The 25,590-nt window shown below is 42.0% G+C and carries 21 protein-coding genes; 16 read left to right on the forward strand and 5 right to left on the reverse strand.

The window, feature by feature from the left end; genetic code table 11:
* Positions 1 to 143: 143 nt before the first annotated feature.
* The 10 genes from cysJ to ZYMOP_RS05615 all read left to right on the forward strand — a co-directional run bounded on the left by cysJ (position 144) and on the right by ZYMOP_RS05615 (position 13,871).
* On the forward strand, positions 144 to 1,952 hold the full coding sequence (gene cysJ, locus ZYMOP_RS05570; protein WP_013934372.1) for an NADPH-dependent assimilatory sulfite reductase flavoprotein subunit: 1,809 nt from the start codon (positions 144 to 146) through the stop codon (positions 1,950 to 1,952).
* Positions 1,952 to 3,664, forward strand: a complete 1,713-nt coding sequence (gene cysI, locus ZYMOP_RS05575) for an assimilatory sulfite reductase (NADPH) hemoprotein subunit (RefSeq protein WP_013934373.1) — start codon at positions 1,952 to 1,954, stop codon at positions 3,662 to 3,664. Before cysJ ends, cysI begins: the two co-directional genes overlap by 1 nt.
* Before the next feature lie 11 nt (positions 3,665 to 3,675).
* Entirely contained in the window at positions 3,676 to 4,410 is a 735-nt protein-coding gene (locus ZYMOP_RS05580; protein ID WP_013934374.1) for a phosphoadenylyl-sulfate reductase, read from the forward strand.
* 308 nt (positions 4,411 to 4,718) lie between these two features.
* Entirely contained in the window at positions 4,719 to 6,134 is a 1,416-nt protein-coding gene (cysG, locus tag ZYMOP_RS05585; protein ID WP_013934375.1) for a siroheme synthase CysG, read from the forward strand.
* A gap of 10 nt (positions 6,135 to 6,144) precedes the next feature.
* Positions 6,145 to 7,053, forward strand: a complete 909-nt coding sequence (cysD, locus tag ZYMOP_RS05590) for a sulfate adenylyltransferase subunit CysD (RefSeq protein ID WP_013934376.1) — start codon at positions 6,145 to 6,147, stop codon at positions 7,051 to 7,053.
* Between the two features lie 10 nt (positions 7,054 to 7,063).
* Positions 7,064 to 8,494: a sulfate adenylyltransferase subunit CysN gene (gene cysN / locus ZYMOP_RS05595; RefSeq protein ID WP_013934377.1), complete on the forward strand. Its 1,431-nt coding sequence runs from the start codon at positions 7,064 to 7,066 to the stop codon at positions 8,492 to 8,494.
* Positions 8,495 to 8,501: 7 nt separating this feature from the next.
* Positions 8,502 to 9,125, forward strand: coding sequence for an adenylyl-sulfate kinase (gene cysC, locus ZYMOP_RS05600; RefSeq protein WP_013934378.1), 624 nt, complete (start codon positions 8,502 to 8,504; stop codon positions 9,123 to 9,125).
* A gap of 167 nt (positions 9,126 to 9,292) precedes the next feature.
* Complete coding sequence (locus ZYMOP_RS05605; RefSeq protein ID WP_013934379.1) at positions 9,293 to 10,045, forward strand: hypothetical protein; 753 nt, start codon at positions 9,293 to 9,295, stop codon at positions 10,043 to 10,045.
* Positions 10,046 to 10,168: 123 nt separating this feature from the next.
* Positions 10,169 to 12,316, forward strand: coding sequence for a coiled-coil domain-containing protein (locus ZYMOP_RS05610; protein WP_013934380.1), 2,148 nt, complete (start codon positions 10,169 to 10,171; stop codon positions 12,314 to 12,316).
* Positions 12,317 to 12,413: 97 nt separating this feature from the next.
* Positions 12,414 to 13,871, forward strand: a complete 1,458-nt coding sequence (locus ZYMOP_RS05615) for an NAD-dependent succinate-semialdehyde dehydrogenase (RefSeq protein WP_013934381.1) — start codon at positions 12,414 to 12,416, stop codon at positions 13,869 to 13,871.
* 153 nt (positions 13,872 to 14,024) lie between these two features.
* Here the strand turns inward: ZYMOP_RS05615 and dmeF are convergent, their stop codons facing one another.
* The gene (gene dmeF / locus ZYMOP_RS05620; protein ID WP_013934382.1) at positions 14,025 to 14,969 is read right to left on the reverse strand and encodes a CDF family Co(II)/Ni(II) efflux transporter DmeF; all 945 of its coding nucleotides are present in this window, start codon (positions 14,967 to 14,969) and stop codon (positions 14,025 to 14,027) included.
* 77 nt (positions 14,970 to 15,046) lie between these two features.
* Here dmeF and ZYMOP_RS05625 point away from each other — a divergent pair, with 77 nt between their 5' ends.
* The gene (locus ZYMOP_RS05625) at positions 15,047 to 15,322 is read left to right on the forward strand and encodes a metal/formaldehyde-sensitive transcriptional repressor (RefSeq protein ID WP_013934383.1); all 276 of its coding nucleotides are present in this window, start codon (positions 15,047 to 15,049) and stop codon (positions 15,320 to 15,322) included.
* Positions 15,323 to 15,364: 42 nt separating this feature from the next.
* Positions 15,365 to 15,592 carry a hypothetical protein gene (locus tag ZYMOP_RS05630; protein WP_013934384.1) on the forward strand — a complete coding sequence of 76 codons (228 nt, stop codon included), beginning with the start codon at positions 15,365 to 15,367 and terminating at the stop codon, positions 15,590 to 15,592.
* Between the two features lie 105 nt (positions 15,593 to 15,697).
* Here the strand turns inward: ZYMOP_RS05630 and ZYMOP_RS05635 are convergent, their stop codons facing one another.
* A complete protein-coding gene (locus tag ZYMOP_RS05635) occupies positions 15,698 to 17,362 on the reverse strand; it encodes a carbohydrate porin (protein WP_013934385.1) in 1,665 nt (554 codons plus the stop codon).
* Positions 17,363 to 18,107: 745 nt separating this feature from the next.
* Between ZYMOP_RS05635 and ZYMOP_RS05640 the strand changes: the two genes are divergently transcribed.
* The 3 genes from ZYMOP_RS05640 to grxB all read left to right on the forward strand — a co-directional run bounded on the left by ZYMOP_RS05640 (position 18,108) and on the right by grxB (position 20,699).
* Positions 18,108 to 19,160, forward strand: coding sequence for a tetratricopeptide repeat protein (locus tag ZYMOP_RS05640; RefSeq protein ID WP_252507403.1), 1,053 nt, complete (start codon positions 18,108 to 18,110; stop codon positions 19,158 to 19,160).
* 147 nt (positions 19,161 to 19,307) lie between these two features.
* A complete protein-coding gene (locus ZYMOP_RS05645; protein WP_013934387.1) occupies positions 19,308 to 19,760 on the forward strand; it encodes a phage major tail tube protein in 453 nt (150 codons plus the stop codon).
* Positions 19,761 to 20,051: 291 nt separating this feature from the next.
* Positions 20,052 to 20,699: a glutaredoxin 2 gene (grxB, locus tag ZYMOP_RS05650; protein ID WP_013934388.1), complete on the forward strand. Its 648-nt coding sequence runs from the start codon at positions 20,052 to 20,054 to the stop codon at positions 20,697 to 20,699.
* 129 nt (positions 20,700 to 20,828) lie between these two features.
* On the opposite strand, the gene ZYMOP_RS05655 is transcribed toward grxB, so the two are convergent.
* Positions 20,829 to 21,320, reverse strand: a complete 492-nt coding sequence (locus ZYMOP_RS05655; RefSeq protein WP_013934389.1) for a hypothetical protein — start codon at positions 21,318 to 21,320, stop codon at positions 20,829 to 20,831.
* Positions 21,321 to 21,484: 164 nt separating this feature from the next.
* Here ZYMOP_RS05655 and ZYMOP_RS05660 point away from each other — a divergent pair, with 164 nt between their 5' ends.
* On the forward strand, positions 21,485 to 23,212 hold the full coding sequence (locus ZYMOP_RS05660) for an SEL1-like repeat protein (protein WP_049778868.1): 1,728 nt from the start codon (positions 21,485 to 21,487) through the stop codon (positions 23,210 to 23,212).
* A 115-nt stretch (positions 23,213 to 23,327) separates the two neighbouring features.
* Here ZYMOP_RS05660 and ZYMOP_RS05665 read toward each other — a convergent pair whose 3' ends face one another.
* A complete protein-coding gene (locus tag ZYMOP_RS05665) occupies positions 23,328 to 24,683 on the reverse strand; it encodes a PQQ-dependent sugar dehydrogenase (protein WP_013934391.1) in 1,356 nt (451 codons plus the stop codon).
* 16 nt (positions 24,684 to 24,699) lie between these two features.
* Positions 24,700 to 25,581 carry a hemolysin family protein gene (locus tag ZYMOP_RS05670; RefSeq protein WP_013934392.1) on the reverse strand — a complete coding sequence of 294 codons (882 nt, stop codon included), beginning with the start codon at positions 25,579 to 25,581 and terminating at the stop codon, positions 24,700 to 24,702.
* Between the last annotated feature and the right edge of the window lie 9 nt (positions 25,582 to 25,590).

The following is a 25,590-nucleotide window of genomic DNA, read 5'->3' on the forward strand; positions in this document are numbered from 1 at the left end:
TCAATGCAGGTCTAGAGTAATGTCCCTTTTTGTAACCTATCTTTACCGATAGGTCATATTCTGTATTTTAAGATGAAACCTTATTTTTCTTCCTCTTTATCTGTTATCAAAAACGGATCTTTGATACTGAAAGTCACTGCATAATGACGACTGAGGCGCCCCTCACTTCTCTGCTTCCCTTAACAGCGGAACAGCTGACACGGTTACAGACGGCTATCCATGATTTTTCACCGACCCAAATAGTTTGGCTCTCGGGCTATTTCTGGGGAAAGGCGGATCGATCATTCCCCATAACGGCGACCGTCTCTCCAGAACCAAAACAAGAAGCGCCAAGCATTACGATAATTGCAGCCTCTCAAACGGGAAATGCCCGTCGCGTGGCAGAACAACTTCGTGATAACCTTATAGCTTCTCAATTGAATGTTAATCTGGTTAATGCTGGAGATTATAAATTCAAACAAATCGCCCAAGAAAAATTACTTTTGGTTGTAAGCTCTACACAAGGGGATGGTGAGCCTCCAGAAGAAGCGGTTGCTCTTTATAAATTTCTATTTTCTAAAAAAGCACCTACCCTAAAGGATACCGCTTTTGCCGTTTTTGGCTTAGGCGACAGTTCTTATGAATATTTCTGTCAGGCAGGCAAAGATTTTGACAGCCAATTATCAGCCCTAGGCGCCGAACGCTTACTAACGCGGGTGGACGCTGATGCTGATTATGAGGCCGCAGCAGAGACGTGGTGTAAAGAAATCACCGATGTCCTTAAATCGCGGGTACCGACAGAAACTTCGGTTCAGGTAGCAGCGGCAACAAGCCGTAGCGTAGATGAGGTTTTCACCAATCCTTATCAGAAAGATGCACCGTTAACAGCAACTCTTTCTATCAATCAAAAAATTACAGGTCGGAATTCTGAAAAAGACGTTCGCCATCTGGAAATAGATCTTGGCGATTCGGGCCTTTCCTATCAACCTGGGGATTCCTTGGGCGTTTGGTATGAAAATGATCCAGCGCTTGTTTCTGAATTATTAGCCCTTTTAGGTCTTAATGAAGAAGAAGCCGTAAAAATCGATGATACCGTTGTGCCTCTTGCCAAGGCTTTGCAGCAATCTTTTGAACTGACCGTCAATACGGCACGTCTTGTTGAAGGCTATGCGGAATTATCGCAAAATGAAACGCTTCTAAAACTGATTTCAGATAAGGCAGCTTTACAAAGCTATGCGCAAAAAACGCCGATTGTCGATATGATCCGACAGGCCGTTTCTAAAATCAGTGCCGAACAATTAATAGGTTTCTTACGGCCTTTGACACCGCGCCTTTATTCTATCGCCTCTTCACAAGCGGAAGTAGAAAATGAAGTGCACATTACGGTTGGGGCCGTACGCTATGAAGTTGACGGCCGCCCTCGTGCAGGCGGGGCGTCCAGTTATCTAGCCGATCGTGTTGAAGAAGACGGTGAACTCCGTGTCTTTATCGAATATAACGATAACTTCCGTTTGCCTGATGATCCCAATACACCCGTTATCATGATTGGTCCGGGTACGGGCATTGCCCCGTTCCGCGCTTTTATTCAACAACGTGATAACGATGGGGCGACCGGAAAAAACTGGTTATTTTTTGGTAATCCCCACTTTACCGAAGATTTTCTTTATCAGGTAGAATGGCAGCGCTATTTCAAACAAGGCCTTTTGACCCATATTGATTTGGCATGGTCACGTGATCAGGCTGAAAAAATTTATGTGCAAGACAAGCTGCGTGAAAAAGGCGAAGAAGTCTGGCGCTGGATTCAAGAAGGCGCGCATATCTATGTCTGTGGCGATGCCAATCACATGGCAAAAGATGTGGATCAGGCGCTTGTCGATATAATAGCCGAACAGGGTGGCATGGATCATGAAGCCGCCGATGAATTTTTAACCGAGTTGCGCCTTGCGCGCCGTTATCAGCGAGATGTTTACTAATGAGCGAGAAACACCCCGGGCCGTTAGTGGTAAAAGGGCCGCTGTCTGACGCCGAACGCCTCAAGCGCGAAAGTAATTTCCTACGTGGTACCATCTCGGAAGATTTAAAAGATGGTCTAACCGGCGGTTTTAATGGTGATAATTCGCTGCTCATCCGTTTTCACGGTATGTATCAGCAAGATGATCGCGACATCCGAGCCGAACGCGCAGAAGAAAAACTGGAACCGCGCTATGCGATGATGCTACGCTGTCGTTTGCCGGGTGGGATTATTTCACCCCAACAATGGCTAAAAATAGATGCTTTTGCCGGTAATAAAACGCTTTATGGCAGCATTCGGCTGACTAATCGCCAAACCTTCCAATTTCATGGCATTTTGAAAAAGAATCTGAAATCAGCACATCAGGTTTTACATGAAGTCGGACTGGATGCGTTAGCGACTGCGAATGACGTTAATCGTAACGTGCTTTGCACCTCCAATCCGATTGAATCCGATCTTCATGCCGAGGCCTATGAATGGGCTAAAAAAATATCCGAGCATCTTTTGCCCCGTACGCGGGCCTATGCGGAAATATGGCTTGATCAGAAAAAAGTCGCTACTACCGATGAAGAACCTATTCTCGGCGCTACTTATTTACCGCGTAAATTTAAAACCACCGTTGTGGTGCCCCCACAAAATGACGTTGATCTTTACGCGAATGATCTCAATTTCGTAGCTATTGCCGAAAAGGGAAAATTAGTCGGTTTTAATCTCCTGATTGGCGGCGGCCTTTCTATTACCCATGGGGATAAAACAACCTATCCGCGCGCGGCTAGTGAAGTAGGCTATCTTCCGATAGAAAAAACCTTGGCTGTGGCAGAAGCCGTTGTGACGACCCAGCGGGATTGGGGTAATCGTAGTAACCGTAAAAATGCTCGTACTAAATATACGATCGAACGGGTCGGTCTAGACGTCTTTAAAGCTGAAGTCGAAAAGCGTGCGGGTATTACCTTCGAGCCAAGTCGCCCTGTTGAATTTACAGGACGTGGGGATCGGTTCGGATGGGTGAAAGGCATTGATGATAAATGGCATTTAACGCTCTTTATCGAAAATGGCCGTTTGCTGGATTATCCCCATCGTCCATTGAAAACAGGTCTTGCTGAAATTGCCAAAGTTCATCAGGGCGATTTCCGACTGACCGCCAATCAAAACATTATTATCGCGGGTGTGCCTGAAAACGAAAAAGATAAAATTGAAAAAATCGCCCGAGATCACGGATTATTAGAAAATATCACCCATCAACGTGAAAACTCGATGGCGTGTGTTTCCTTGCCTACCTGTCCTTTGGCGATGGCAGAAGCAGAACGTTTCCTACCTGATTTTGTTACAAAGGTAGAAGCTATCATGCAAAAACATGCCGTAGGTGATGAACATATCATATTACGGGTAACGGGCTGTCCTAATAATTGTGCAAGGGCGATGCTGGCTGAAATCGGCTTGGTTGGGAAAGCCCTCGGTCGCTACAATCTGCATATTGGCGGTAATATTATAGGCACACGCGTGCCTAGAATGTATCGTGAAAATATTACCGAAGAAGAAATTTTAACCGAAATTGACAGCCTGATAGCGCGATGGGCAAAAGAACGTCAGGATAAAGAAGCCTTTGGTGATTTCACCATAAGAGCAGGCATTATCAAAGCTGTGCTTGACCCCGCGCGTGACTTTTATGATTGATGGAGGTCAGCATGTCCGACTTTAATCTTGATCAGTTAAAGCTACTCCCAAAAGTGGAACAGGAGGCGGCTTTGGCCGCCGCCAATGAACAGCTTGAAACCTTGAATGCCCAAGAACGCATTAGATGGGCGCTCGAAAATCTGGCCGATAACTTTGTGCTATCCTCCAGTTTTGGCATTCAAGCTGCTGTTATGCTCCACATCGTCACCCGCCAAAAACCAGATATTCCCGTTATCCTTACCGATACCGGCTATTTATTTCCTGAGACTTATCGTTTTATAGATAATTTGACGGAAACGCTTGATCTTAATCTGAAAATCTTTCGCGCTGAAATCTCTCCAGCATGGCAAGAAGCCCGCTATGGCAAATTATGGGAACAGGGGATCGAAGGGATTGAACGCTATAACGCGATCAATAAAGTAGAACCGATGAACCATGCCCTGACGCAATTACAGGCCGGAACATGGTTCGCAGGTTTAAGACGGGATCAATCAAAAAGCCGATCTCATTTACCTGTGCTTGCCCTCCAACGGGGTGTCTTTAAATTTTTACCTATTATCGACTGGGATAATAAGAAGATTCATTATTATCTGAAAGAACATGGACTTCCTTATCATCCGCTTTGGGATGAAGGTTATCTTTCAGTAGGGGACACGCATACAACGCGGAAATGGGAAGAAGGTATGAGTGAAGAAGAGACCCGCTTTTTCGGTCTAAAACGGGAATGTGGTTTACACGAAGGTTAAAAATTAAAAGATAGCTAACTAAAAAGAGAAATTCTTTTAAGGGGCATCCTGAAACAACGATTAGACAAGGGTGAAAGGATAAAAACCTTTCACCTGCCCCATTTTTATAGGCTAAAGTTTAATTTTAGCCTTATAAAGAAAAGCTATCTATTCTGATGAAAGCGGCTGCTGCTAACTCCAGCCATTCTTAATCCAGACAAAACCCAACAGGTGATCATTCTGTGCCCGCATCCTCCTTATTATTTTAGCGTCGTGGGTAAAAAACTATCTTATCGCTTGAGGGTATCTTTTTGTTAACAAAGGCTGTTATGGATTATCTCCCACTTTTTGCTGATCTTAAACAACGCCCTGTATTGGTCGTCGGGGGGGGCGAGGTGGCTGCACGAAAAATCAGGCTTCTTCGACAAGCGGGGGCTAGGGTAAAGATTGTTTCTAAAACGCTGACCGCTGAACTCAAAGATTTACAGGATGAAGGAAAAATTCAGTGGATCGCGCAGGATTTTCAAGCTGAACAGCTTGATGATATTTTTCTTGTCATTGCCGCGACCAATAATCATGCTCTCAATACAGAAATTTTCGAAGCAGCAGAGCAACGTCAACGCCTTATTAATGTCGTCGATGATCAAAGCAAATGTTCCTTTATTTTCCCTTCTATTGTCGATCGTTCGCCGGTCACTATCGCCATATCTTCGGCTGGCCACGCCCCTGTTCTGATACGATTATTACGTGAAAAGCTAGAAGCCCTTTTGCCCCAAAGTCTAGGGGAAATGGCAAAAATAGCGGGGCGCTGGCGACCCCGTATCAAGAAATATTTTCCTAAAATAAAGGATCGACGCCGTTTCTGGGAGAAAGCCTTCACGGGCCTTTTTGCCCATCAGGTAGCCAAAGGCCAAATAACTGAAGCCGAGGCAACGCTCGAAAACCAACTCGAGAACATCGAAAATACCAAAGGCGAAATTATTTTAGTGGGCGCTGGGCCCGGGGATGCCGATTTATTAACACTTCGGGGTTTGCAGGCCATCCAAGAGGCTGATGTTGTCTTATATGACTATCTTGTCAGCCAGTCCGTGCTTGATATGATCCGCCGCGATGCCAGCCGTTTTTGTGTCGGTAAACGGGCTGGTCATCATTCCGTAGCGCAAGCTGAAACTAATCAAATGCTAGTATCGCTCGCCCTTGAAGGTAAGCGTGTCGTCCGTCTTAAAGGCGGCGATCCTTTTATTTTCGGGCGCGGTGGTGAAGAACTACAAGCCGCCAAAGCTGCCGGCATACCCTTTCAGGTCGTGCCTGGCATCACTGCCGCCTCTGGGGCTGCCGCTTATGCGGGTATTCCACTTACGCATCGCGATTATTCTCAAAGCGTTGTCTTTATCACAGGACATTGCCGTAAAGACAGCGACGGTTTGGATTGGGCAACCCTTGCCCGCAGCCATCAGACTTTAGCTATTTATATGGGTACCGTAAAAGCTGCCCAAATCAGTGAACAGCTTATCCGTTATGGGCGGGCCACCGATACGCCGGTTGCGGTTATTGCACGGGCAGCCACGCCGGACCAACAAGTATTCATTGGCCGTCTCGATCAACTAGAGAACCTTGTCCAGCAGGCTTTAACCCCTGCACTTTTAATAATTGGCGAAGTCGCCGCCCTACACTCTCACCTTGCATGGTTTCGCCATCAATCTAATAGAGAAGACCAACACTCTTCTGTTATGAATCTGGCTTAAAGGAGCAGTTATGAACGAAGAACGGCTCACACATTTACGGCAGCTAGAAGCGGAAAGTATTTACATTATCCGTGAAGTCGCCGCTGAATTTGGTAATCCGGTAATGCTTTACTCCATCGGTAAAGATTCTTCTGTGATGTTACATCTGGCACGGAAGGCTTTTTATCCGGGAACATTGCCCTTTCCTTTGCTTCACGTCGATACTGGCTGGAAATTCCGCGAAATGTATGAATTCCGCGACCATACCGCCCAAGAATACGGTTTTAACCTGTTGATACATCGCAATCCAGAAGGGGAAGCGATGGGCATTAATCCTTTTATTCATGGTAGTGCCAAACATACCGATATTATGAAGACCGAAGGGTTAAAACAGGCGCTCAATAAATATGGTTTTGATGCAGCCTTTGGAGGTGCCAGACGGGACGAAGAAAAATCACGCGCCAAAGAACGGATATATTCTTTCCGCGATAAATTTCATCGTTGGGACCCGAAAAATCAACGCCCAGAACTTTGGCATAATTACAATGGCCAAATCAATAAAGGCGAAAGTATCCGCGTTTTCCCACTGTCTAACTGGACAGAGCTGGATATTTGGCAATATATTTATCTCGAAAACATCGAAATTGTGCCGCTTTATTTGGCTGCCCCCCGCCCTGTCGTCGAGCGTGACGGTATGCTTATGATGGTAGATGATGATCGGATTGATCTTAAACCCGATGAAAAAATTGAAGAACGGATGGTGCGTTTTCGGACGCTCGGCTGTTGGCCATTAACGGGGGCTGTTGAATCACAGGCTCAGACTTTGCCGCAAATCATTGAAGAAATGCTGGTTTCGACCACCAGTGAACGACAAGGACGCGTCATTGACCGTGATCAGTCGGGATCAATGGAACTGAAAAAACGTCAAGGCTATTTCTAGGAGCCGAGCCATGTCAAATAATAGTATTGCCCAACAAATTGCAGACAAAGGCGGCGTCGAGGCCTATCTTAAAGCGCAACAATATAAAGGCCTGTTACGTTTTCTGACCTGTGGCAGTGTCGATGATGGAAAAAGCACCCTGATTGGTCGATTGCTCCATGATACGCGCCAGATTTATGAAGATCAGCTTTCTTCCTTGCATAATGATAGTAAACGTCATGGCACACAGGGCGAAAAACTGGATCTCGCCTTATTAGTCGATGGCTTACAGGCAGAACGCGAACAAGGCATCACTATTGATGTTGCCTATCGGTATTTTTCCACTGAAAAACGAAAATTCATCATCGCCGACACCCCCGGGCATGAACAATATACCCGCAATATGGCTACCGGTGCATCGACCTGTGATTTAGCCGTATTGTTGATCGACGCCCGTAAAGGGGTTCTAGCGCAAACCCGTCGTCATAGCTTTATTGCGACTTTGCTGGGTATCAAACATCTTGTCGTTGCGATCAACAAAATGGATCTGGTAGAATATAGTCAGACAGTTTTTAATCAGATCGAACAAGATTATCTCAATTTTGCAGGCAATTTAGCCCCCAATCTCGATATTCGTTTCGTCCCGCTCTCGGCATTAGAGGGCGATAATATTGCTACATCCAGTCCTAATATGGCTTGGTATGATGGTCCGACGCTACTGGAAATATTGGAAACGGTTGATGTTGCCCGTGCTTCCGAACAACAACCGATGCGTTTTCCGGTGCAATATGTCAATCGTCCCAATCTTGACTTCCGCGGTTATGCCGGGACCTTGGCTTCTGGCGTATTACGGGTAGGTCAACGTATCAAAGTGCTGCCTTCAGGGGTAGAATCCAGCATTGCACGCATTGTCACTTTTGATGGTGATTTACCTGAAGCGATTGCCAATGAAGCCATTACCATCGTTTTAAAAGACGAAATTGATATCAGTCGTGGCGATCTCATCGTCGATAGCGGAGAGACTATAAAAGCTGTGCAAGCTGCACAGGTTAATGTTGTTTGGATGGCGGAAAAACCGCTTACCGTTGGTCAAAGCTATGACATCAAAATTGCTGGTAAGAAAAGTCGCGCCCGAGTGACTAAAATTCACTATCAATTTGACATCAATAATCTGACTAAACAGGATGCTAAAAATCTACCTTTGAATGGTATTGGTTTGGTAGATTTGGTTTTTGACGAACCTTTAGTGATCGATAAATATCAGGATAATGAAGTCACGGGTGGTCTGATCTTTATCGACCGTTTAAGTAACGTCACGGTTGGTGCTGGCCTTGTTTACCAGCCCCAAGAAGATACTTTAGAAAATACGCAGAATTTCAGCGCTTTTGAGCTGGAGTTGAATGCGTTAATCCGTCGTCACTTCCCCCATTGGGAAGCACGCGACTTACTAGCCGGACAGTGAGGCTTCAATGACGACCCAGCCTACTCAGCCTGAAAAAACAGATCAGAATATCGTCTGGCATCAGCATCCTGTAACGCAAGAAAGCCGGGAGGCACTTCACAGTCACAAAGGGGCTATCCTGTGGTTTACCGGTCTATCCGGTTCCGGCAAATCTACGGTTGCCGGGGCCTTGGAACAAGTGCTCCACAGCCGAGGGGTCAGCACCTATCTTCTGGACGGCGATAATATTCGTCATGGTTTATGCCGTGATCTTGGATTTTCTGATGCTGACCGGAAAGAAAATATCCGGCGCGTAGGCGAAGTCGCCAAATTGATGGCAGATGCCGGTTTAGTGGTGCTAACAGCTTTTATTTCACCCCATCGTGTTGAACGACAAATGGTGCGTGATATGGTACAGCAAGGGCGATTTATCGAAATCTTTGTTGATACACCGCTAGCCGTTTGTGAAAGTCGCGATCCCAAAGGCCTTTATAAAAAGGCACGCGCAGGTGAACTGAAAAATTTCACGGGTATAGATTCTGTCTATGAAGCACCGTTAAAACCGGAAATCCGTCTTGATGGACAAAAGTCCTTAACTGAAATCACCGCAAATTTATTGGCGGCCCTAAGACAGTATAATATTATAAAGTAATATTCTCCAATTTATAAAAATATATAGGGCTATTTTTCTTTAAAATTGCATATTTTTAAGAAAGACAGCCCTATTTTTATAACACTATAATAGATACACTTAAAATAGATCATATAGTCCAGAACAATATTCAGAAAATTATGATTGTCTATTTTTAGGATTTGGTAATGAAATTCATATTCTGTAATGAAGCCTGTAAAATATGGGAAGCATTAGAGAAAGAGCGTTATCATACTAATCGTAATCCAGAAGCTATTACAAAAGACTTTCTGTCTTCTTTGCAGATAAACAGCCGCGGCAAAGTCCGTATTCACAGTTTTGATCGTGAAACATTTAATGAGGATAGTTCCGATTTAGAAATCTGGATAAAAACACAAAAAAAGTGGTTTGGTATTTTAGTAAAAACAAAGTTAATCCAATTAAATAATACAGATGATAGTTATCCGGAATTAAATCGTAAAATAGACGGTAATTTTGAATGTGATTTACTTATTAAACAAGCATCTTCTCGGATAAAAAAGGTTATACCCTTTTATTTTTTCTATAATTTCACAAATAAAGTAGAAGACCTTAACTGTAAATGTTACTGTCTCGATAAATTTATGTATCCGGGTTATCTAGGCATAACGGCCGCCCTAGCAACCGACATCAGAAAAAAAATCATTAAAAATAGCGAAGTCAAAAATATATCGGCGGTATCTTTTCCGGCTTTATGTTTATTTTGCCCCAATAATATTTACGATATTAAAAAAGTCATAGAAAAATTTAACTCTAATGATACAAGTCAATCCTATATTTACGATACGCCCCCCGATTATGTAAATGATTTACTTATAAATAAAAAAGAATTTAACTTAATAAAAACAAAAGAATACAATAACGTTATAAATGTGAAGCACTTGCTTTCTATAGAAATATAATATCTACGAAATATAGCTATTTCATTGTGCAAATTATTTTAATTAAAAAATGTTTTGATATAAAATAATATTTTATAAAATTAGAAAATTTATAATTATCTGTAGTAATAGGATAAATAAGGCATGAGTAATATTGAAAAATCCTCTTTAAATACCTTAGATCCTATTTTTGTTCATTCAGGATTTCGTACATCCAGCACATGGTTTTGGAAAAAATTTCGTTCATTTACGGATATCATTCCCTATTATGAACCTTTTCATGAAATAATTTCCAATATTAATGATTACCATCCAGATAATAGCTATACGAATACATGGCGGTCACATCATCCGTCCTCAGCGCCTTACTTTATGGAATATTCTGTTATTCCAGCTTTAAAAGCCAATCCGAAATTATTTAATCCTTCAATATCTTTGCAGACATTTATACCATCAGGGGGATTAGAAGGCGAACTTACATCCGAAGAAAAAGCTTATATCCAATGCCTAATAGATAATGCCCACCAATATAGCAAACAACCAGGCTTCATGTTTACACGCTCTCTTGGACGTGCACTTGCCATAAAAAAATCCTTTGGTGGGAAATCAATTTTTCTACATCGCAATCTATTTCATCAATGGGCCTCTTACTCTGGACAAAATATACGGGGCAATAACTATTTCATCGACCGGCTTGAAGAAACAGTTCAATTTGCGACACATGACCCCTTCTTAAAAGCGCTGGATGAATGGTTTAAAGATCGGCAACCAGCCGCTGATAATATAAACACGTTTATTCTATTTATCGTTTTTCATCTTTATATTTATATCAGCGCCTTTAAATCTGCCGATGTTATCATAAATAGCACGGAAATTTCTCATAATATCAAAGCACGACAACAAACTGAAGCTGACCTTTTTCAGCTTCTGGGCAAAGAAATTTCATTAGCTGATGCGCGAAATGTATTCGATATTTCTTTTGTTAATATAAAGAAGCCTGAAATTCTGACAGAAACACTTGACTACTTTATGAAAATTATTTCCGGCATTGTATCCGATCAAGCCTGTTTATCTTTTATCGAAAAAGCTAGAAACGACACAATTACGGAATGGGAAAAGAATGAATTTTATACGAAAGAAATGCGCAGCATTTTACTCGATAAAAATATAGAAAATAGCAAAATACAACAAGAACGACATCATGAATTGGAAATTCGAGATCATCGTCTGCATGAATTAGATCAAGCTGTCCAACAGCGCGATGCTCAACTTCAAGAGTTACAACAAAATGTACAGCAACGAGATCATCATCTGCATGAATTAAATCAAGCTGTCCAACAGCGGGATACTCAACTCCAAGAGTTACAGCATAATTTAGAACAACGGGACCATCATCTGCATGAATTGATTCAAACTGTCCAACAGCGCGATGCTCAACTTCAAGAGTTACAACAAAATGTACAGCAACGGGACCATCATCTGCATGAATTGATTCAAACTGTCCAACAGCGTGATGCTCAACTTCAAGAGTTACAACAAAATGTACAGCAACGAGATCATCGTCTGCACGAATTAGATAAAACTATCCAACAACACGGTACTCGACTTCAACAATTACAGCATAATTTACAGCAACGAGACCATCATCTGCATGAATTGATTCAAACTGTCCAACAGCGTGATACTCAACTCCAAGAGTTACAGCAGAATTTACAGCAACGAGACCATCATGTGCATGAATTGAGTCAAACCGTCCAACAGCGTGATACTCAACTCCAAGAGCTACAGCAGAATTTAGAACAACGAGACCATCATGTGCACGAATTGAGTCAAACTGTCCAACAACGCGAGGCCCAACTTCAAGATAAAAAACATGATTTACAAGAATATGAGTTATCTAACCAGCACATAAAAAAACTTTATAAGTCTACACAATATGAAAAAGACAAATTTGTATTTGGAACATTAGCCTTAACCAATCTTTTCTCTTATAGAGGTATTAACCTAGTATCTAAGAGCTTACTCATAGGTGCACGCAAGGCTGCGAGAAAAGGCCGGTGGCGGACAGCGGTAAGCTATTATGAAGAATTTTTGCGACAAAATCCTATAAATTCACACGCATGGACACAGTTAGGACATGCCAAAAAAGAACTAGGAGAATGGAAACCTGCCGTTGAAGCCTATGCTATAGCACAGATTATAGTACCAACCGACGAAGATATTAATACACATCTATCACAGGCAATAAGGCACATTACAGAAGAAACGACGTTATCCTCTACGGATTCATAAAAGATTATCGGGATACCTCTTATAATAATGTTAGGAATTATTCTTATCTCCGGTAGATAAGATTTATAAATAGCTTCCATAGTGAGATAAAAATACGATGCTAGCAGAAGATTTTATAAGGCAAGAAGCTTTTATCAATGGATGCTGGGTATATAGCCATGATAAAAAGACATTTCCAGTCACAAATCCTGCAACAGGGGTATTGTTATCAGAAGTAGCTTGTTGCGACGTGAAAGAACTCGCGTTTGCGATCAAAAGCGCACAAGCAGCACAACATTTATGGAGCCAAAAAACCGCTTATGAAAGAGCAGACACTCTTTTAGAAATCTATTACAAATTAATAGAACGCCAAGACCCCTTAGCCAAACTTTTAACGCAGGAACAAGGTAAACCTTTAGCCGAAGCCAAGGGTGAAATTTTATTTGCTGCGTCTTTTTTCCGATGGTTCGCAGAAGAAGCCCGTCGAAGCTATGGCGAAGTCATTCCTACAACCAAAACAGATTGCCGCTATATAACGGTAAAAAAACCCATCGGGGTATGTGCGGCTATAACGCCTTGGAATTTTCCCATAGGTATGCTTGCTCGTAAGATAGCGCCTGCTTTGGCGGCAGGTTGTAGCATCATTGTAAAACCCGCTGAACAAACACCCTTAACCGCCCTCGCCTTCGCACAAATAATAGATGATCTTAAAATCATGCCTGGGTTGGTTAATATTGTAACGACAGATGCTGAAACGGCTCCCATAATAGGCGAAAAGCTCTGTGTCTCTCCTGAAATCCGACTGATCAGTTTCACAGGCTCAACAAATGTTGGAAAAGGGTTATATCGCCATTCAGCAGAAAACGTTAAAAAATTGGCTTTGGAATTAGGGGGTAATGCCCCTTTCCTTGTTTTCGAAGATGCCGATATTCCAATAGCGGTTCAGGGATTAATCAATTCACGTTTTCGCAATGCAGGTCAAACCTGTGTGTCAGCTAATCGCATATTCGTTCATCAGACGATACACGACGCCTTTGTCGAAACCTTAGTAACAGCGATCAAACAACAATTGAAATTGGGAAATGGTCTGGAAGCAGGGATCACAATGGGGCCCTTGATCGATCAACAGGCCGTTGAAAAGGTCAAAAGCCTCGTTGAGGATGCCCTTCAAAAGGGCGCGACCCTCGCTTCGGACAAAAAGGTTTTTAATTCAGCAACGGGGCTTTTCTATCCGCCTATTGTGCTCACCGGAATTACGCCTGCCATGAAAATTCATGATGAAGAAATCTTTGGGCCGGTCATTTCAATCATTGAATTTTCAAATGAAGAAGCTGTTATCGCACAGGCCAATGACACCCAAAGCGGTCTAGCCGCTTATGCCTATACCAAGGATATAAAAAGAATTTCTCGTCTCAGCGATCAGCTGGAATATGGCATGGTAGGAATCAATTACAGCGCCCTATCAACGGCAGAAATTCCGTTTGGCGGCGTCAAAGAATCGGGACTAGGTCGCGAAGGGGGCCGCCAAGGATTAGAGGAATATCAAGAAATCCAATATCTCTGTTTGGGGGTATAATCTTCCCTTTATCGTAAGCCTTTTAAAAGCGGCTGAAATATCTTTTCGGATGTCTCAGTCGCTTCATTTTTACAGATTATACATTTTAAAAAGCGGTATAGCAGTGCTCGAATCCAGCAACAGATACAACCTAAAAATTTTCTTTGCCGACAATTAAACGACAGATTGCATAGGGTTTATTTCAACCGTTACATGCGCTAATTCTTCATGGACACTTAATTGTTTTCGGAAATAGTCGGGTACCGTCTTTTCATCGGTCATTAACGATATAATGCAGGCATATTTCTCTTTACTAACCCGCCATACATGCAAATCCGCAATTTCTGTTTTTACAGGGCTTTCTTTCAATACGTCATGGATTTCTTGAACAAGATCACTATCCATTTCAGCATCTAGTAAAATGCGGCTGGTCTCTCGCAATAATCCGACCGCCCAAATAGCCACGAGCAAAGATCCGATGATACCCATTAGAGGATCAAGCCAGCTAGCGCCCCATAATTTCCCACCCAGTAAGGCTATAATAGCCAAAACAGAAGTCATGGCATCCGCGATGACATGTATGTAGGCAGAGCGTTGGTTCAGATCAGAATGATGCTCATGAGGGTGAGGACCTCCATGGACAGAGTGATGATCATGGGCCGCATGATCCTTTAATAACCAAGCACAGATCAAATTGACGATGAGGCCTATAGCACTGATAATAATAGCTTGGTCATAATGAATAGAGGCCGGCGAAATAAGGTGATCAACCGATTGATAAAACATTAATCCCGCGACACCGATCAAGAAAACCGCACTGGTATAGCCGCCTAATATTTCGACTTTCCATGTCCCAAAGGTAAACCGGTTATCAGCTGCATATTGCCTTGCAATGCGATAGGCCAAAACAGAAAGGCCAAGCGCCAATGCGTGGGAACTCATATGCCAACCATCAGCAAGCAAAGCCATCGAGTTAAAGGACCACCCGCCGATTATTTCTGCAATCATCATAACGAGGGTAAGGAGGGTAGCCCAAGCAGTATAACGTTCAGCCAGCGGGTTTACTTTATGAAATACATGAGAATGCCGCCGATGTTCCGCCATTGATTGCCCATCCATAGGCTCTTATCCTTAAATCCTTAAAAAACTCCCCATATATACTATACCCCAGTATATAATACTGAAAGAGAAAAAATATGGCGCATACCCTTAAAGGCAAGAAAAAATTATTAACGCGTGTCAGACGCATTAAAGGACAAACAGAAGCTTTAGAAAAAGCCTTGGAAAATGAGACAGGGTGTTCTGCTATACTTCAACAGATTTCAGCTATTAGAGGGGCCGTAAATGGTTTAATGGTCGAAGTATTAAATGGCCATATCACAGACCATCTTGGAAATGAAAATACGACAATAGAACAAAAAAAAGAAGATATTGAGCAGATAACTGAAATATTACAATCTTATTTAAGGTAAATCTTAAATAAAAATTAAACTAAATTAATTTAGAGAATGAACATGAATAACGTAGATATACGCTGTAGTGATTTTTATTCTGATGATAAAGATGGTTTTATTATTGGATGGAAAGAAGTAAGATTCAACAAAGATCAAAAAATAGTCGAAGTTAATGTTGAATATAAATTTAAAACTACCGAAGATTTATTATATTACGCAGAGAATCTTATCTCTGAAGATGATCCTTTAAACAGAACCATCAAAATATTATCAGAAAATAATGCTTAAAATTTGATCCCTAAAGATAAAAGGAAGGCTTTAGGGCCTATCCTTTTATCTTTAAAATATTACGAAATTTTCTAAATTAATAATACAGATATGAATTCTTTAAACTTAAAAAGTAATATTGCTATGCAATCCAAATACAACTTCATTGCCGACTCTACGGCCTGTATTAGGGTTAAGGACACCCCTTGATGGATTAACAATATATTGAAGATCAGGCTGTAATACCATCCAGGGGGTAACCTGCGCCTGATACGTCAATTCAATATGATGCTCGTCATGGCTAATCGGTTGATACGTACCAAGATTAAAATTACGTAAATCCCGATCATAGGCGCGTTGTCTAGAACTGGTGCGTCCCATACCCCAAGCAAGACCCAGGGTATCATTCTCACGTTCTGGAAAAGGTGCTTTCAAATTAAAACCGGCATCAATAGCAAAAGATACAAGATTGCGGTCACCGCCATTTCCCGTAGGTCTCACAAAAATACCAAGAGAAGTCGGAGAAGATAAGGACGGACGCCAAATCATCTGATCTATAATACCATAGATCATCCAGTTACCGCGATGCATCATCGGATTCCCGTCACTATCGGGTGAGGCTAATAAGCCTCCATTGGTATCATAACGCTGATCGGGAAAACGGCCTGTATCATAAAAACCGCCTAAGCGATAAATACCGGGTAAACCTGGATCTTCAGTAGCCTTGGACATATCTTCAGGCTGGGGGTTAATCGAGTATTGTAATTCCGCTATCAATAGAGCGCCGCTCCGCATATTAAAATTGGCACCGTCTTTATGGACGCTCTGATTGGTAGGATTATCGGCATTATAAAAACTATGCCCTGATGGATTATCCGCGGCAGCGGCAAACATGAAAGTCAGCTGGTTCGTTGGACGATAACGAAAACGGATAGCAGGTGACGCCAATGGCCAAGCAGGGCCACCACCATAAAGGTTGACGGACGGGGCCATAGGCCATCCGAAATTGGCATTCAGATATAAAGCGCCATAGTCACTAATTAAAAATTCGGTATCTAAATCCTGCTGACCGATTTTAATATCTAACTTATCACCGAATAAACTCTGCTGATACCATAATTCAAATAAGCGTGTAGAGCGGTCGGCTTCAAAACCACTGACAGGGTTATAAACGGATAACTGTTCGGCGCTGATAGAACGGCCTCGCGTTTGGAGGGCACTAACATTAAACCGCCCCCCTTTTAAACCAATTAATTTTTCAAGATCAACTTCGATAGAAGGCGCTGTCACCCCGATATAGGCCGGCTTGCCACTGGTTCCGCCAGAAACATTTCCCCATAATTCATCAAATTCTTGCAGGTTAAAGGTCACACCATATTTATAGAGCCATGTCCGAAGGCCCCCCATATCACCCAAAAGGTTACCGCTCGTATCCAGTTTATCTTCACCGGATTCTGAAGTCGTCGTGGAAACCACTCTGGAATCCCGTGCAGCCGCCGGATCTGTCTGACTAACTACAGGGGTAGAATTCCCTAATTTTTCACGATCACACTGAATTTGTGTTTCTGGCGGCAGCGGATCGCTGGCAAAAGCCTCTGAGGCATCCCCAAGAGAAAATCCTAAAACAGCCCCTGCCACTAACAAGCAAGAGCGGAAACATATTGTTTTTGACTGATCCAAAAAACAAACCGAACAAGATTTCTGATCATTATTTTTATAAGCATTATAACGGTAGGGCGATTTCTTTAAAGGCGTTTTACGCTTTCTAGATAGGCTATCAATCATATCCATTAAACTAATTCCCTCCGTTATGCTCACTTTAGACATTTGATAATGAAAATCAATATCATCATTAAAAAAGGACTTATAGTCTTAAAAATTTTCTATTCGACTGATTTTAAGGCTTATTAATGCCCCTACTTTAAAACTAGCCGAGCCCTAGGATCGCATATCGATGATAATCTACATTTAAAAACACCCTACGATATAAAATATCATTACGTTTTTTTAATCCGATTCGATACCTTCCTAATCACGACCTCTCTAATGAGAAAGTCTCTCATTAGCAAACATATTTTTAATTTTTGGTAGTCTGATTGTCTAAATCGATTAAAATCGGTAATTCCTACTATTATAAATCAATTTTTTAGCTGATTTTTTGGGTTATTTTTTGATTTTCTAGCTAAAATAACGAATAAAATAATAAGATTATCGCTATTTCAGTTTGTTTTAAAAATCAGACAACCGCAAAAAATGGACCAGTAATTTTTGCTTGTCTCTGACGACAAATTTTCTGCTAAAAACAAAAAGTGAATAAAAATAACAGAGGGATGATAACTACCTTAGATTATTTCTAAAGTTTTGGGGATGGCTATTTAAAATTACTGATTTATCATCTTCTAAAACACATCTTTTCGTCAACAAGGATAATCTTGACGTCTTTTGTCTTTTTGTGCCTAAAAAATATTGAGGATTACAGCATATGCCTATGAAAAGCGGCTTATTCTTTCAAAAAAATCTTTGGCTTCCTTTTTTTATGGCATATCTCCCTATTCTCCCTGCAATAGCTAATCCTCCCACAAAAACTGTAGATTCTGAAAAGGCAGAGTCCAGTTTTCAAGAAGGTCTTCTCTATTACAGAGGTCAGAATGTTAATCAGAATTATCTGAAGGCAAAAGCCGCCTTTCAAAAAGCCGCTGACATGGGGCATGCCGAGGCCCAATTCTATCTAGGATCGCTTTACGAGCAAGGAAAAGGCGTTTCTCAAAATTATAAAACAGCCTTTTCATGGTATCAAAAGGCAGCCGATCAAGGCTTTGTCAAAGCTGAAAATAACGTCGGTAGTATGTATCAATATGGCCAAGGTGTCACCAAAGATTATAGCGCTGCGCTAACATGGCTCCAAAGGGCGGCAGGACAAGGTGACAAGGTCGCCCAAAATAATTTGGGCGATATGTATTATCAAGGTGCAGGCGTAGCTCAAGATTATAAAACGGCAATAGCATGGTATCAAAAATCAGCAGCACAGGGATATGCTCCAGCAGAATATGATCTTGGTGTCATGTACAGCCAAGGACAGGGCGTAGCACAGGATTATGCCACTGCGGCAATATGGTATCAAAAAGCCGCCGATCAGCGATTAGCCGCAGCAGAATACAATCTTGCTTATCTTTACGAGCAAGGCCAAGGGGTTACACAAGATTATCAAAAGGCGCTGTCGTGGTATCAGAAAGCCGCTGATCGAGGTTTTGCAAAAGCACAATCTAACTTGGCTAGTTTATATTACCATGGTCAAGGGGTTACCCAGAATTATAAAACAGCTTTGTCATGGTATCAAAAAGCTGCCGATCAAGGTGATGCTGTGGCTCAATTTGTACTAGGTAAAATATATCACTTGGGCCAGTCCGTACAAAAAAGTGATGTGATGGCCTATATGTGGTTTAATCTTGCTGCCCAACGTGGGCTCAAAAATGCCGAAAATAACTGTCTGGTGCTCAGTAAAATATTAACACCGGCGCAACTCAATGATGCTAAAAAATTAACACAGGATTGGATGGCTAAACACAGCCATACTCAAAGAAATAGCTAATGTTAAAAAATATTAATTCAAAAAAATTAAGTATATTAAAATAATATATCTGTCTTATGCGTAAATTTTTGTTAATAAAGGGAGCAATGAGACGTGTCTTGCGTTTTTTATAAAGAGGATAAACCCTAGAAAAAAGAGAGAAGATCAATGACGACACCCAAAAAACTAAAAAATATGAATGTTTTTAATGCAGAAAATACCCTTGTAGGAAAAACGGCAGAAGTGACACTCCCCGAACCGACCTACAAGCTGGTTCCTTCTGAAGATAAAAATGTTCCCGATGAAGTGATGCTAGCTAATCTTGGGAAACTGCGCTTCCCAGCAGATGCAACGATGTTAGAGGCTATAAAGCAGAAGGGTTTTACCAAGGTACGGCTGACAGATGACGATAATACCACCGAAATAGTCGGACGCGGTGTTTTACAGGATGCAAAAGACGAAGCCTATCTTAACCTTGCCTATTACGAAGAAACCGTCGATGGAAAGATAGTTAATAAATTTGACCCTTTTAATATGGTTGAAATCGTTAATGGTCTGGATCTTGGCGCACGCTCTCGTGAAGCACTGGGTCTTACGCCAGAAGATTTTAAACAATTTTAAAACATATATTATGTCATTTAATTAATTTAGTTTCTTATAAGAAATTATACTCAAGATTAGCGCTCGGGGATCCTACGTGATCCCCGCTATTCTGAAAACATCACCGCCCTTCTTCCCAAAAATGGAAAAAATAGAAGCTTTAATAATTAAAATAACGCTCGAAGATTGATCAAAAATATCTTTGAAGGGCACGCTCTTTTAATAGATAAAAAGATGGGATAAAATCTTTTATGCCCATACAATCAAGACAACGATACCCTAAATAGTAAAGATATAAAGGCGGATGTCCTGATGAATCTGAAACTCTATATCTATGAACACTGTCCCTTCTGCGTCAAAGCCCGTATGATTTTCGGATTAAAAGATCTACCTTTTGATCAAATCATTCTGCAACATAATGACGAAACGCAACCTATCCGAATGACGGGCTATAAACTGGTTCCTATTCTTGAAGAAGAAGGGCGGTTTATGGGCGAAAGTATGGATATTGTCGCCTATATTGATCAGAACAAAGGCACTCCGCTGTTAACAGGAGCATCTAATCCTGCCATCATGCGGGCAATGCACAGTTTTTCAGGCATATATTCGCTTCTTTATCCGCGTGCGGCTATGGCCCCTTTACCAGAATTTGCGACACAAGCAGCAAGGCGCTATTTTATTCGTCGAAAAGAAGGGGAAGTAGGGAACTTTGCACGTTGCATGAAAGAAACCCCGAACCTTATCAAACGCTATGAAGAGAGCCTTGAAAAGCTGGAACCCTTGATTCAATCACCCGATGCCGTCAATGGCCGGCTTTCCAATGACGATATTCATCTTTTTGCCCAGCTTAGAAGCCTCTCTATCGTCAAAGGGATTCATTATCCGGCAAAAGTGGATGCCTATCGTCGCCGCATGGCCCAATTAACCGGCATCTTCCTTTTTGATGCGGTTGCTAACTAATCGATTATGACTTCTAAAATAGTAAAAAGGCTGTATTCATCAGCCTTTTCCCCTCACTTCACCTTTTAATATTAAAATATAGCTATATCTAAAATATAGCTATATCTAAAATGTAGATACAATTTATCGTTAAAAATTCTTTTTTAATCCAACAGTAAATCCTCCATTCTTACTTAAAATTTTATTTAAAGACACAATAGTGTTATTATTTATCTTTTGACCAAAATGAGCCGTGAGTTCTTTTCCATCGTCATCGATACCGATATATTGACGATTGTTAGAAGCCCCTAATCCCGTTTTGATACCCGTAATACCCTGACTCATAGCTTCATTTCTTCTAAGAAAGGGCGCTTTTAGTTCAGGGAAATTAAGATGAAAGATAGCCTCTGGCGGAGTATAGACATCAGGTTTAATTGAAGAATTTAATGACCATCCGCCGACACTAATAGGATTAGATAAATCATTGTTATCCCCATGATCCGCATTAGGAATAGTATCCATAATTACGCTACCAAGAGATGAAGAGGGTTTTGCAGAATATAAATTATCCAGAGTGTCATAAATATTTTTTGCAAGCATAGGATGCTGTGGTTCTATAATTGTTTCATCACTATTCGACATAATATTCTCTAAATAAAAATTTTGATTTATTTAAAGTATCTTTTGTTTTCCATCACAACCGCATAAAAATATCAAAATTCTTTATATTTTTTATAGCAAGGCATAAAGTTGTGCAAAGAATAGGATCTTATTTTTTTAAAAGCTTATCTATTTTTTTGATTGGAATGATCCTACCTTTTTCTCTTTTAGCTAAAACAAACTTTCAATCTGAAAATTCTACAACGGATAACGCTGTTCTTTTTAAAGCCGCGCAAAGGGGCAATGCCGAAGCACAATTCTTGCTCGCCAAAAAATATAGCTTGGGGAAAGAGATTCCCAAAAATATGAAAGAGGCGTTTCAATGGTATCAAAAAGCGGCTGATCAAAATTATCAAAAGGCACAATATAATCTAGCTTCGATGTATGAATATGGAGAATACTTACCCCAAGATAAAAAGAAAGCCTTTGAACTATACCTAAAAGCCGCCAACCAAGGTTTATCTGCTGCTCAATATAAAATAGGAACGATGTATTATGAAGGCTCTGCTGTTCCTAAAAACAACAGAAAAGCGATAGAATGGATTCGAAAAGCCGCTGATAATGGGCTAGGTCAAGCCGAATATGCACTTGGCGTTCTGTATTATACAGGCGAAATTCTACCACAAGACAAAAATAAGGCGGCCTATTTCTATAAAAAAGCAGAAATCCAAGGCGATGATACGACAGAATACGCTCTAGCTATTACCTATTATTCGGGGATTAAAGCCCCCCAAGATATAACAAAAGCTTTTCAACTTTTTCAAAAATCAGCCAATCAAGGCAACGCAGAAGCACAAAATGGGCTCGCGGTTTTGTATTGGACAGGAGAGGGCATCTCACAGAACAAAGCCCAAGCCTTACAACTCTTTCAAAAGGCTGCTGACCAAGACAATGCGGAGGCACAAAATAATTTAGCAAAAATTTATCGCGGGGGAGACGGTATCCTAAAGGATAGCGCCAAGGCCTTTCAGCTCTTCCAAAAAGCAGCGGACCAAGGCTATGCTGAAGCGCAATATCATTTGGCGACAATGTATCTAACAGGGGAAGGCATTCCGCAGGATAAAACAAAAGCCTTTGAATTATACCAAAAAGCCGCCGCTCAAGACTATGCGACAGCGCAATATAATCTAGGGGTTATGTATCTGGAAGGAAAGGACATCCCAAAGGATACAGCCAAAGCCGTTCTATTCTTTCAGAAAGCTGCGGAGCAAGGTGATCCAGAGGCTCAGTTTAATTTAGCAAATATGTATGTAAAAGGAGAGGGCATCCTGCAGGATAAAACAAAAGCCTTTCAACTCTTCCAAAAGGCTGCCGACCAAGGCAATTCAGCCGCCCAAAATAATCTGGCGGTTATGTATCTGGAAGGAAAAAGCATCCCAAAGGATAGCGCCAAGGCCTTTCAACTCTTCCAAAAAGCAGCGGACCAAGGCTATGCCGAAGCGCAATATCATTTGGCGACGATGTATCGAACAGGGAAAGACCTTCCGCAGGATAAAAAGAAAGCCTTTGAATTATACCAAAAAGCCGCCGCTCAAGACTATGCGACAGCGCAATATAATCTAGGGGTTATGTATCTGGAAGGAAAGGACATCCCAAAGGATACAGCCAAAGCCGTTCTATTCTTTCAGAAAGCCGCGGAGCAAGGTGATCCAGAGGCTCAGTTTAATTTAGCGAATATGTATGTAAAAGGAGAGGGCATCCCGCAGGATAAAACAAAAGCCTTTCAGCTTTTCCAAAAGGCCGCAGAACAAGGTCTAGCGCGTGCCCAGTATATTCTGGGACTGATGTATCGGGATGGCATCGGAATTCCACAGGATAAAACCAAAGCTTTTCAGCTTTTCCAAAAAGCAGCAGATCAAGGCGTCGTTAATTGACCAAGATGATTCAATAGGGATATTTCAACGGAAACAGAATACAATATCTATAAATAAAAACTACAATTGATTAAGCCGCTAAAAAACTATCGGTAAGATAGCGGATAAATCCCCCTTATCCTTTTGAGACGCGCCAAATACGATTAGCAGCATCGTCGGCGACCAGTAAAGCACCCCGACCATCTCCCGTCATACCCGCCGGCGTACCATACACATCGTTACCTTGCCGAAAACCACTTAAAACCGTGACAGCTTTATCCTGTGGTTCACCTTTATTATTAAAAGGCACGAAGACAACCTGATAACCTGACCATGGATTACGATAAAGAGAGCCATGCTCAGATATAAAGGCCCCCTTTGTAAAAGGCGTCCCCAAACGGACAGAACCACTTTCAGGCGTATCAGCAAAAACAAGTCCCAAGGGTGAAACATGGGGCCCTAATGAATAATCCGGCCAAGCGACAGTCGATTGCGCCGGTTTATATATTTTTTTAATGCGACGGTCGGGATAGCCTCCCCAATAGAATTGAGGCCAACCATAAAAATCACCAAAGTCAACGCGGGTCAGATAATCAGGCACCATATCAGAGCCCATCCCATTCCGTTCATCAACCACAGCCCATAAAGCCTTAGAGGAAGGTTCATAAGCCATGCCGATCGGATTTCGCATCCCTCCGGCGTAAATACGGTGACTATTATTCTTTAAATCTACTTCCCAGATCGCGGCGCGCGCCTGTTCTAGCGCCATACCTTTTTCACCGATATTGCTAGCAGAACCAATGGCGACATAGAGATAATGCCCATCGGGACTAAGAATAATATTGCGGGTCCAATGCTGATTAACGTCACCTGCAGGCAAATCGATGATCTTCTGTCCTACGCCAGAAAGATGATCTTCACCCGTTTTATAGCTATAACTAAAGATGGCATCGCTATTGGCAACATAGAAACGGCCCTCTTTTAGAACCATACCAAAAGGAGAATGCAGGTTATCTAAAAACACCTTTTTCTGGTCCGCTAAACCATCATGATTGCTGTCCCGCAACAGGATAATACGATCGGCAGATGCCGTATGCTGGCGCTGTGTCAAATACCAAAATAAACGTTTAAAGAAGCCTGGCTTATGCAAAGCGGAAATGGGTTTTTCCGTTTCAGCTACCAAGACATCCCCATTGGGTAATGTGTAAAGCCAATGAGGATGATTAAGGTTTTCAGCGAAAACAGTAACTTTTAATCCCACAGCCCCCTTAGGTTTCTGGCTATCAGGCCAACCTACAAAATGCCCAGGATTAAAAACCGGCCACCAGACATGAGGGGGCTCAGTTAATAAAGGTTTCAGCCCAACGACCTTATCAAAATCAACATGGGCCCGATCCTTTAAAATAATAGGCGCGCTCAGAAGAGCCAAAACCACCATAGCCCCCAAAAGACGCCGACGACCACTCGTCCGGTTCCAGATATCCTTAACCATTATAGCGCCCTATTTTTTAGATGATGCTGGTATCTTCCGGCGGGTAAAGTCGCACTCTCTCAACATGCCGACTATCGCCCGCTAACACTTCAATACGCCAACCGCTTGGATGCTCTAATATCTCTCCTGGCTGGGGCACGTGGCCTGCTAAAACTGTCGCAAGTCCACCGATAGTATCTACATCTTCTTCTACTTCACTCAAGCGGGGATCTATCCGTTCTGCAATATCTTCCAATTCCGTGCGGCCTTCGGCTTCCCATATTCCGTCAGGACGCGATGTCAGTAAAGCAGTCGCGGCTTCATCATGTTCGTCTTCAATATCGCCGATAATTTCTTCAACCAAATCTTCAATAGTAATAAGGCCTTCGGTACCAGAATATTCATCAAGCACTATAGCCATATGCGTACGGGTAGCCCGCATTTCGGCTAGCAAATCCAAAACCCCCATGGTTTCAGGCACATAACGCGGCTGGCGTAGCAGCTTTTTTAAATCGAAATGATCACTCTCGCCCTTAGCCAGCAATCGAAAAATATCTTTGACATGCAGCATGCCGATAATGTGATCTAACGTTTCCGAATAAACGGGCAGACGACTTAAACCGCTATCAGAAAAAGCGGTAATCAATTCATGAATTTTAATCGTATCGGGAACAGAAATAATATCTGCTCTTGGGGTACCTACATCACCGGCAGAGCGACGGCCAAAATGCAAAAGACGGGATAACATCCGGCGCTCAATAGGAGATAAATCATCACGATCGGGAATATCATGAGCATGTTCCTCAATCGCTTTTTCAATGACTTCGCGTAGAGTAGGCTCTTTTTCTTCGTGGAAAAGAAAATTACGAAGGCCGCGCCACAGGCCGCCTCCGTTGTCGGTACTGGAATCCTCAGACATCTCCCGCGC

It is taken from the genome of Zymomonas mobilis subsp. pomaceae ATCC 29192 (genome assembly GCF_000218875.1).
Classification (GTDB): Bacteria; Pseudomonadota; Alphaproteobacteria; order Sphingomonadales; family Sphingomonadaceae; genus Zymomonas; species Zymomonas pomaceae.

What these genes read in the sequence shown, in the direction of transcription:
- cysJ (WP_013934372.1), top strand. Translation starts at nt 144, where the DNA reads ATGACGACTGAGGCGCCCCTCACTTCTCTGCTTCCCTTAACAGCGGAA.
- cysI (WP_013934373.1), top strand. Translation starts at nt 1,952, where the DNA reads ATGAGCGAGAAACACCCCGGGCCGTTAGTGGTAAAAGGGCCGCTGTCT.
- ZYMOP_RS05580 (WP_013934374.1), top strand. Translation starts at nt 3,676, where the DNA reads ATGTCCGACTTTAATCTTGATCAGTTAAAGCTACTCCCAAAAGTGGAA.
- cysG (WP_013934375.1), top strand. Translation starts at nt 4,719, where the DNA reads ATGGATTATCTCCCACTTTTTGCTGATCTTAAACAACGCCCTGTATTG.
- cysD (WP_013934376.1), top strand. Translation starts at nt 6,145, where the DNA reads ATGAACGAAGAACGGCTCACACATTTACGGCAGCTAGAAGCGGAAAGT.
- cysN (WP_013934377.1), top strand. Translation starts at nt 7,064, where the DNA reads ATGTCAAATAATAGTATTGCCCAACAAATTGCAGACAAAGGCGGCGTC.
- cysC (WP_013934378.1), top strand. Translation starts at nt 8,502, where the DNA reads ATGACGACCCAGCCTACTCAGCCTGAAAAAACAGATCAGAATATCGTC.
- ZYMOP_RS05605 (WP_013934379.1), top strand. Translation starts at nt 9,293, where the DNA reads ATGAAATTCATATTCTGTAATGAAGCCTGTAAAATATGGGAAGCATTA.
- ZYMOP_RS05610 (WP_013934380.1), top strand. Translation starts at nt 10,169, where the DNA reads ATGAGTAATATTGAAAAATCCTCTTTAAATACCTTAGATCCTATTTTT.
- ZYMOP_RS05615 (WP_013934381.1), top strand. Translation starts at nt 12,414, where the DNA reads ATGCTAGCAGAAGATTTTATAAGGCAAGAAGCTTTTATCAATGGATGC.
- dmeF (WP_013934382.1), bottom strand. Translation starts at nt 14,969, where the DNA reads ATGGATGGGCAATCAATGGCGGAACATCGGCGGCATTCTCATGTATTT.
- ZYMOP_RS05625 (WP_013934383.1), top strand. Translation starts at nt 15,047, where the DNA reads ATGGCGCATACCCTTAAAGGCAAGAAAAAATTATTAACGCGTGTCAGA.
- ZYMOP_RS05630 (WP_013934384.1), top strand. Translation starts at nt 15,365, where the DNA reads ATGAATAACGTAGATATACGCTGTAGTGATTTTTATTCTGATGATAAA.
- ZYMOP_RS05635 (WP_013934385.1), bottom strand. Translation starts at nt 17,362, where the DNA reads ATGGATATGATTGATAGCCTATCTAGAAAGCGTAAAACGCCTTTAAAG.
- ZYMOP_RS05640 (WP_252507403.1), top strand. Translation starts at nt 18,108, where the DNA reads ATGGCATATCTCCCTATTCTCCCTGCAATAGCTAATCCTCCCACAAAA.
- ZYMOP_RS05645 (WP_013934387.1), top strand. Translation starts at nt 19,308, where the DNA reads ATGACGACACCCAAAAAACTAAAAAATATGAATGTTTTTAATGCAGAA.
- grxB (WP_013934388.1), top strand. Translation starts at nt 20,052, where the DNA reads ATGAATCTGAAACTCTATATCTATGAACACTGTCCCTTCTGCGTCAAA.
- ZYMOP_RS05655 (WP_013934389.1), bottom strand. Translation starts at nt 21,320, where the DNA reads ATGTCGAATAGTGATGAAACAATTATAGAACCACAGCATCCTATGCTT.
- ZYMOP_RS05660 (WP_049778868.1), top strand. Translation starts at nt 21,485, where the DNA reads ATGATCCTACCTTTTTCTCTTTTAGCTAAAACAAACTTTCAATCTGAA.
- ZYMOP_RS05665 (WP_013934391.1), bottom strand. Translation starts at nt 24,683, where the DNA reads ATGGTTAAGGATATCTGGAACCGGACGAGTGGTCGTCGGCGTCTTTTG.
- ZYMOP_RS05670 (WP_013934392.1), bottom strand. Translation starts at nt 25,581, where the DNA reads ATGTCTGAGGATTCCAGTACCGACAACGGAGGCGGCCTGTGGCGCGGC.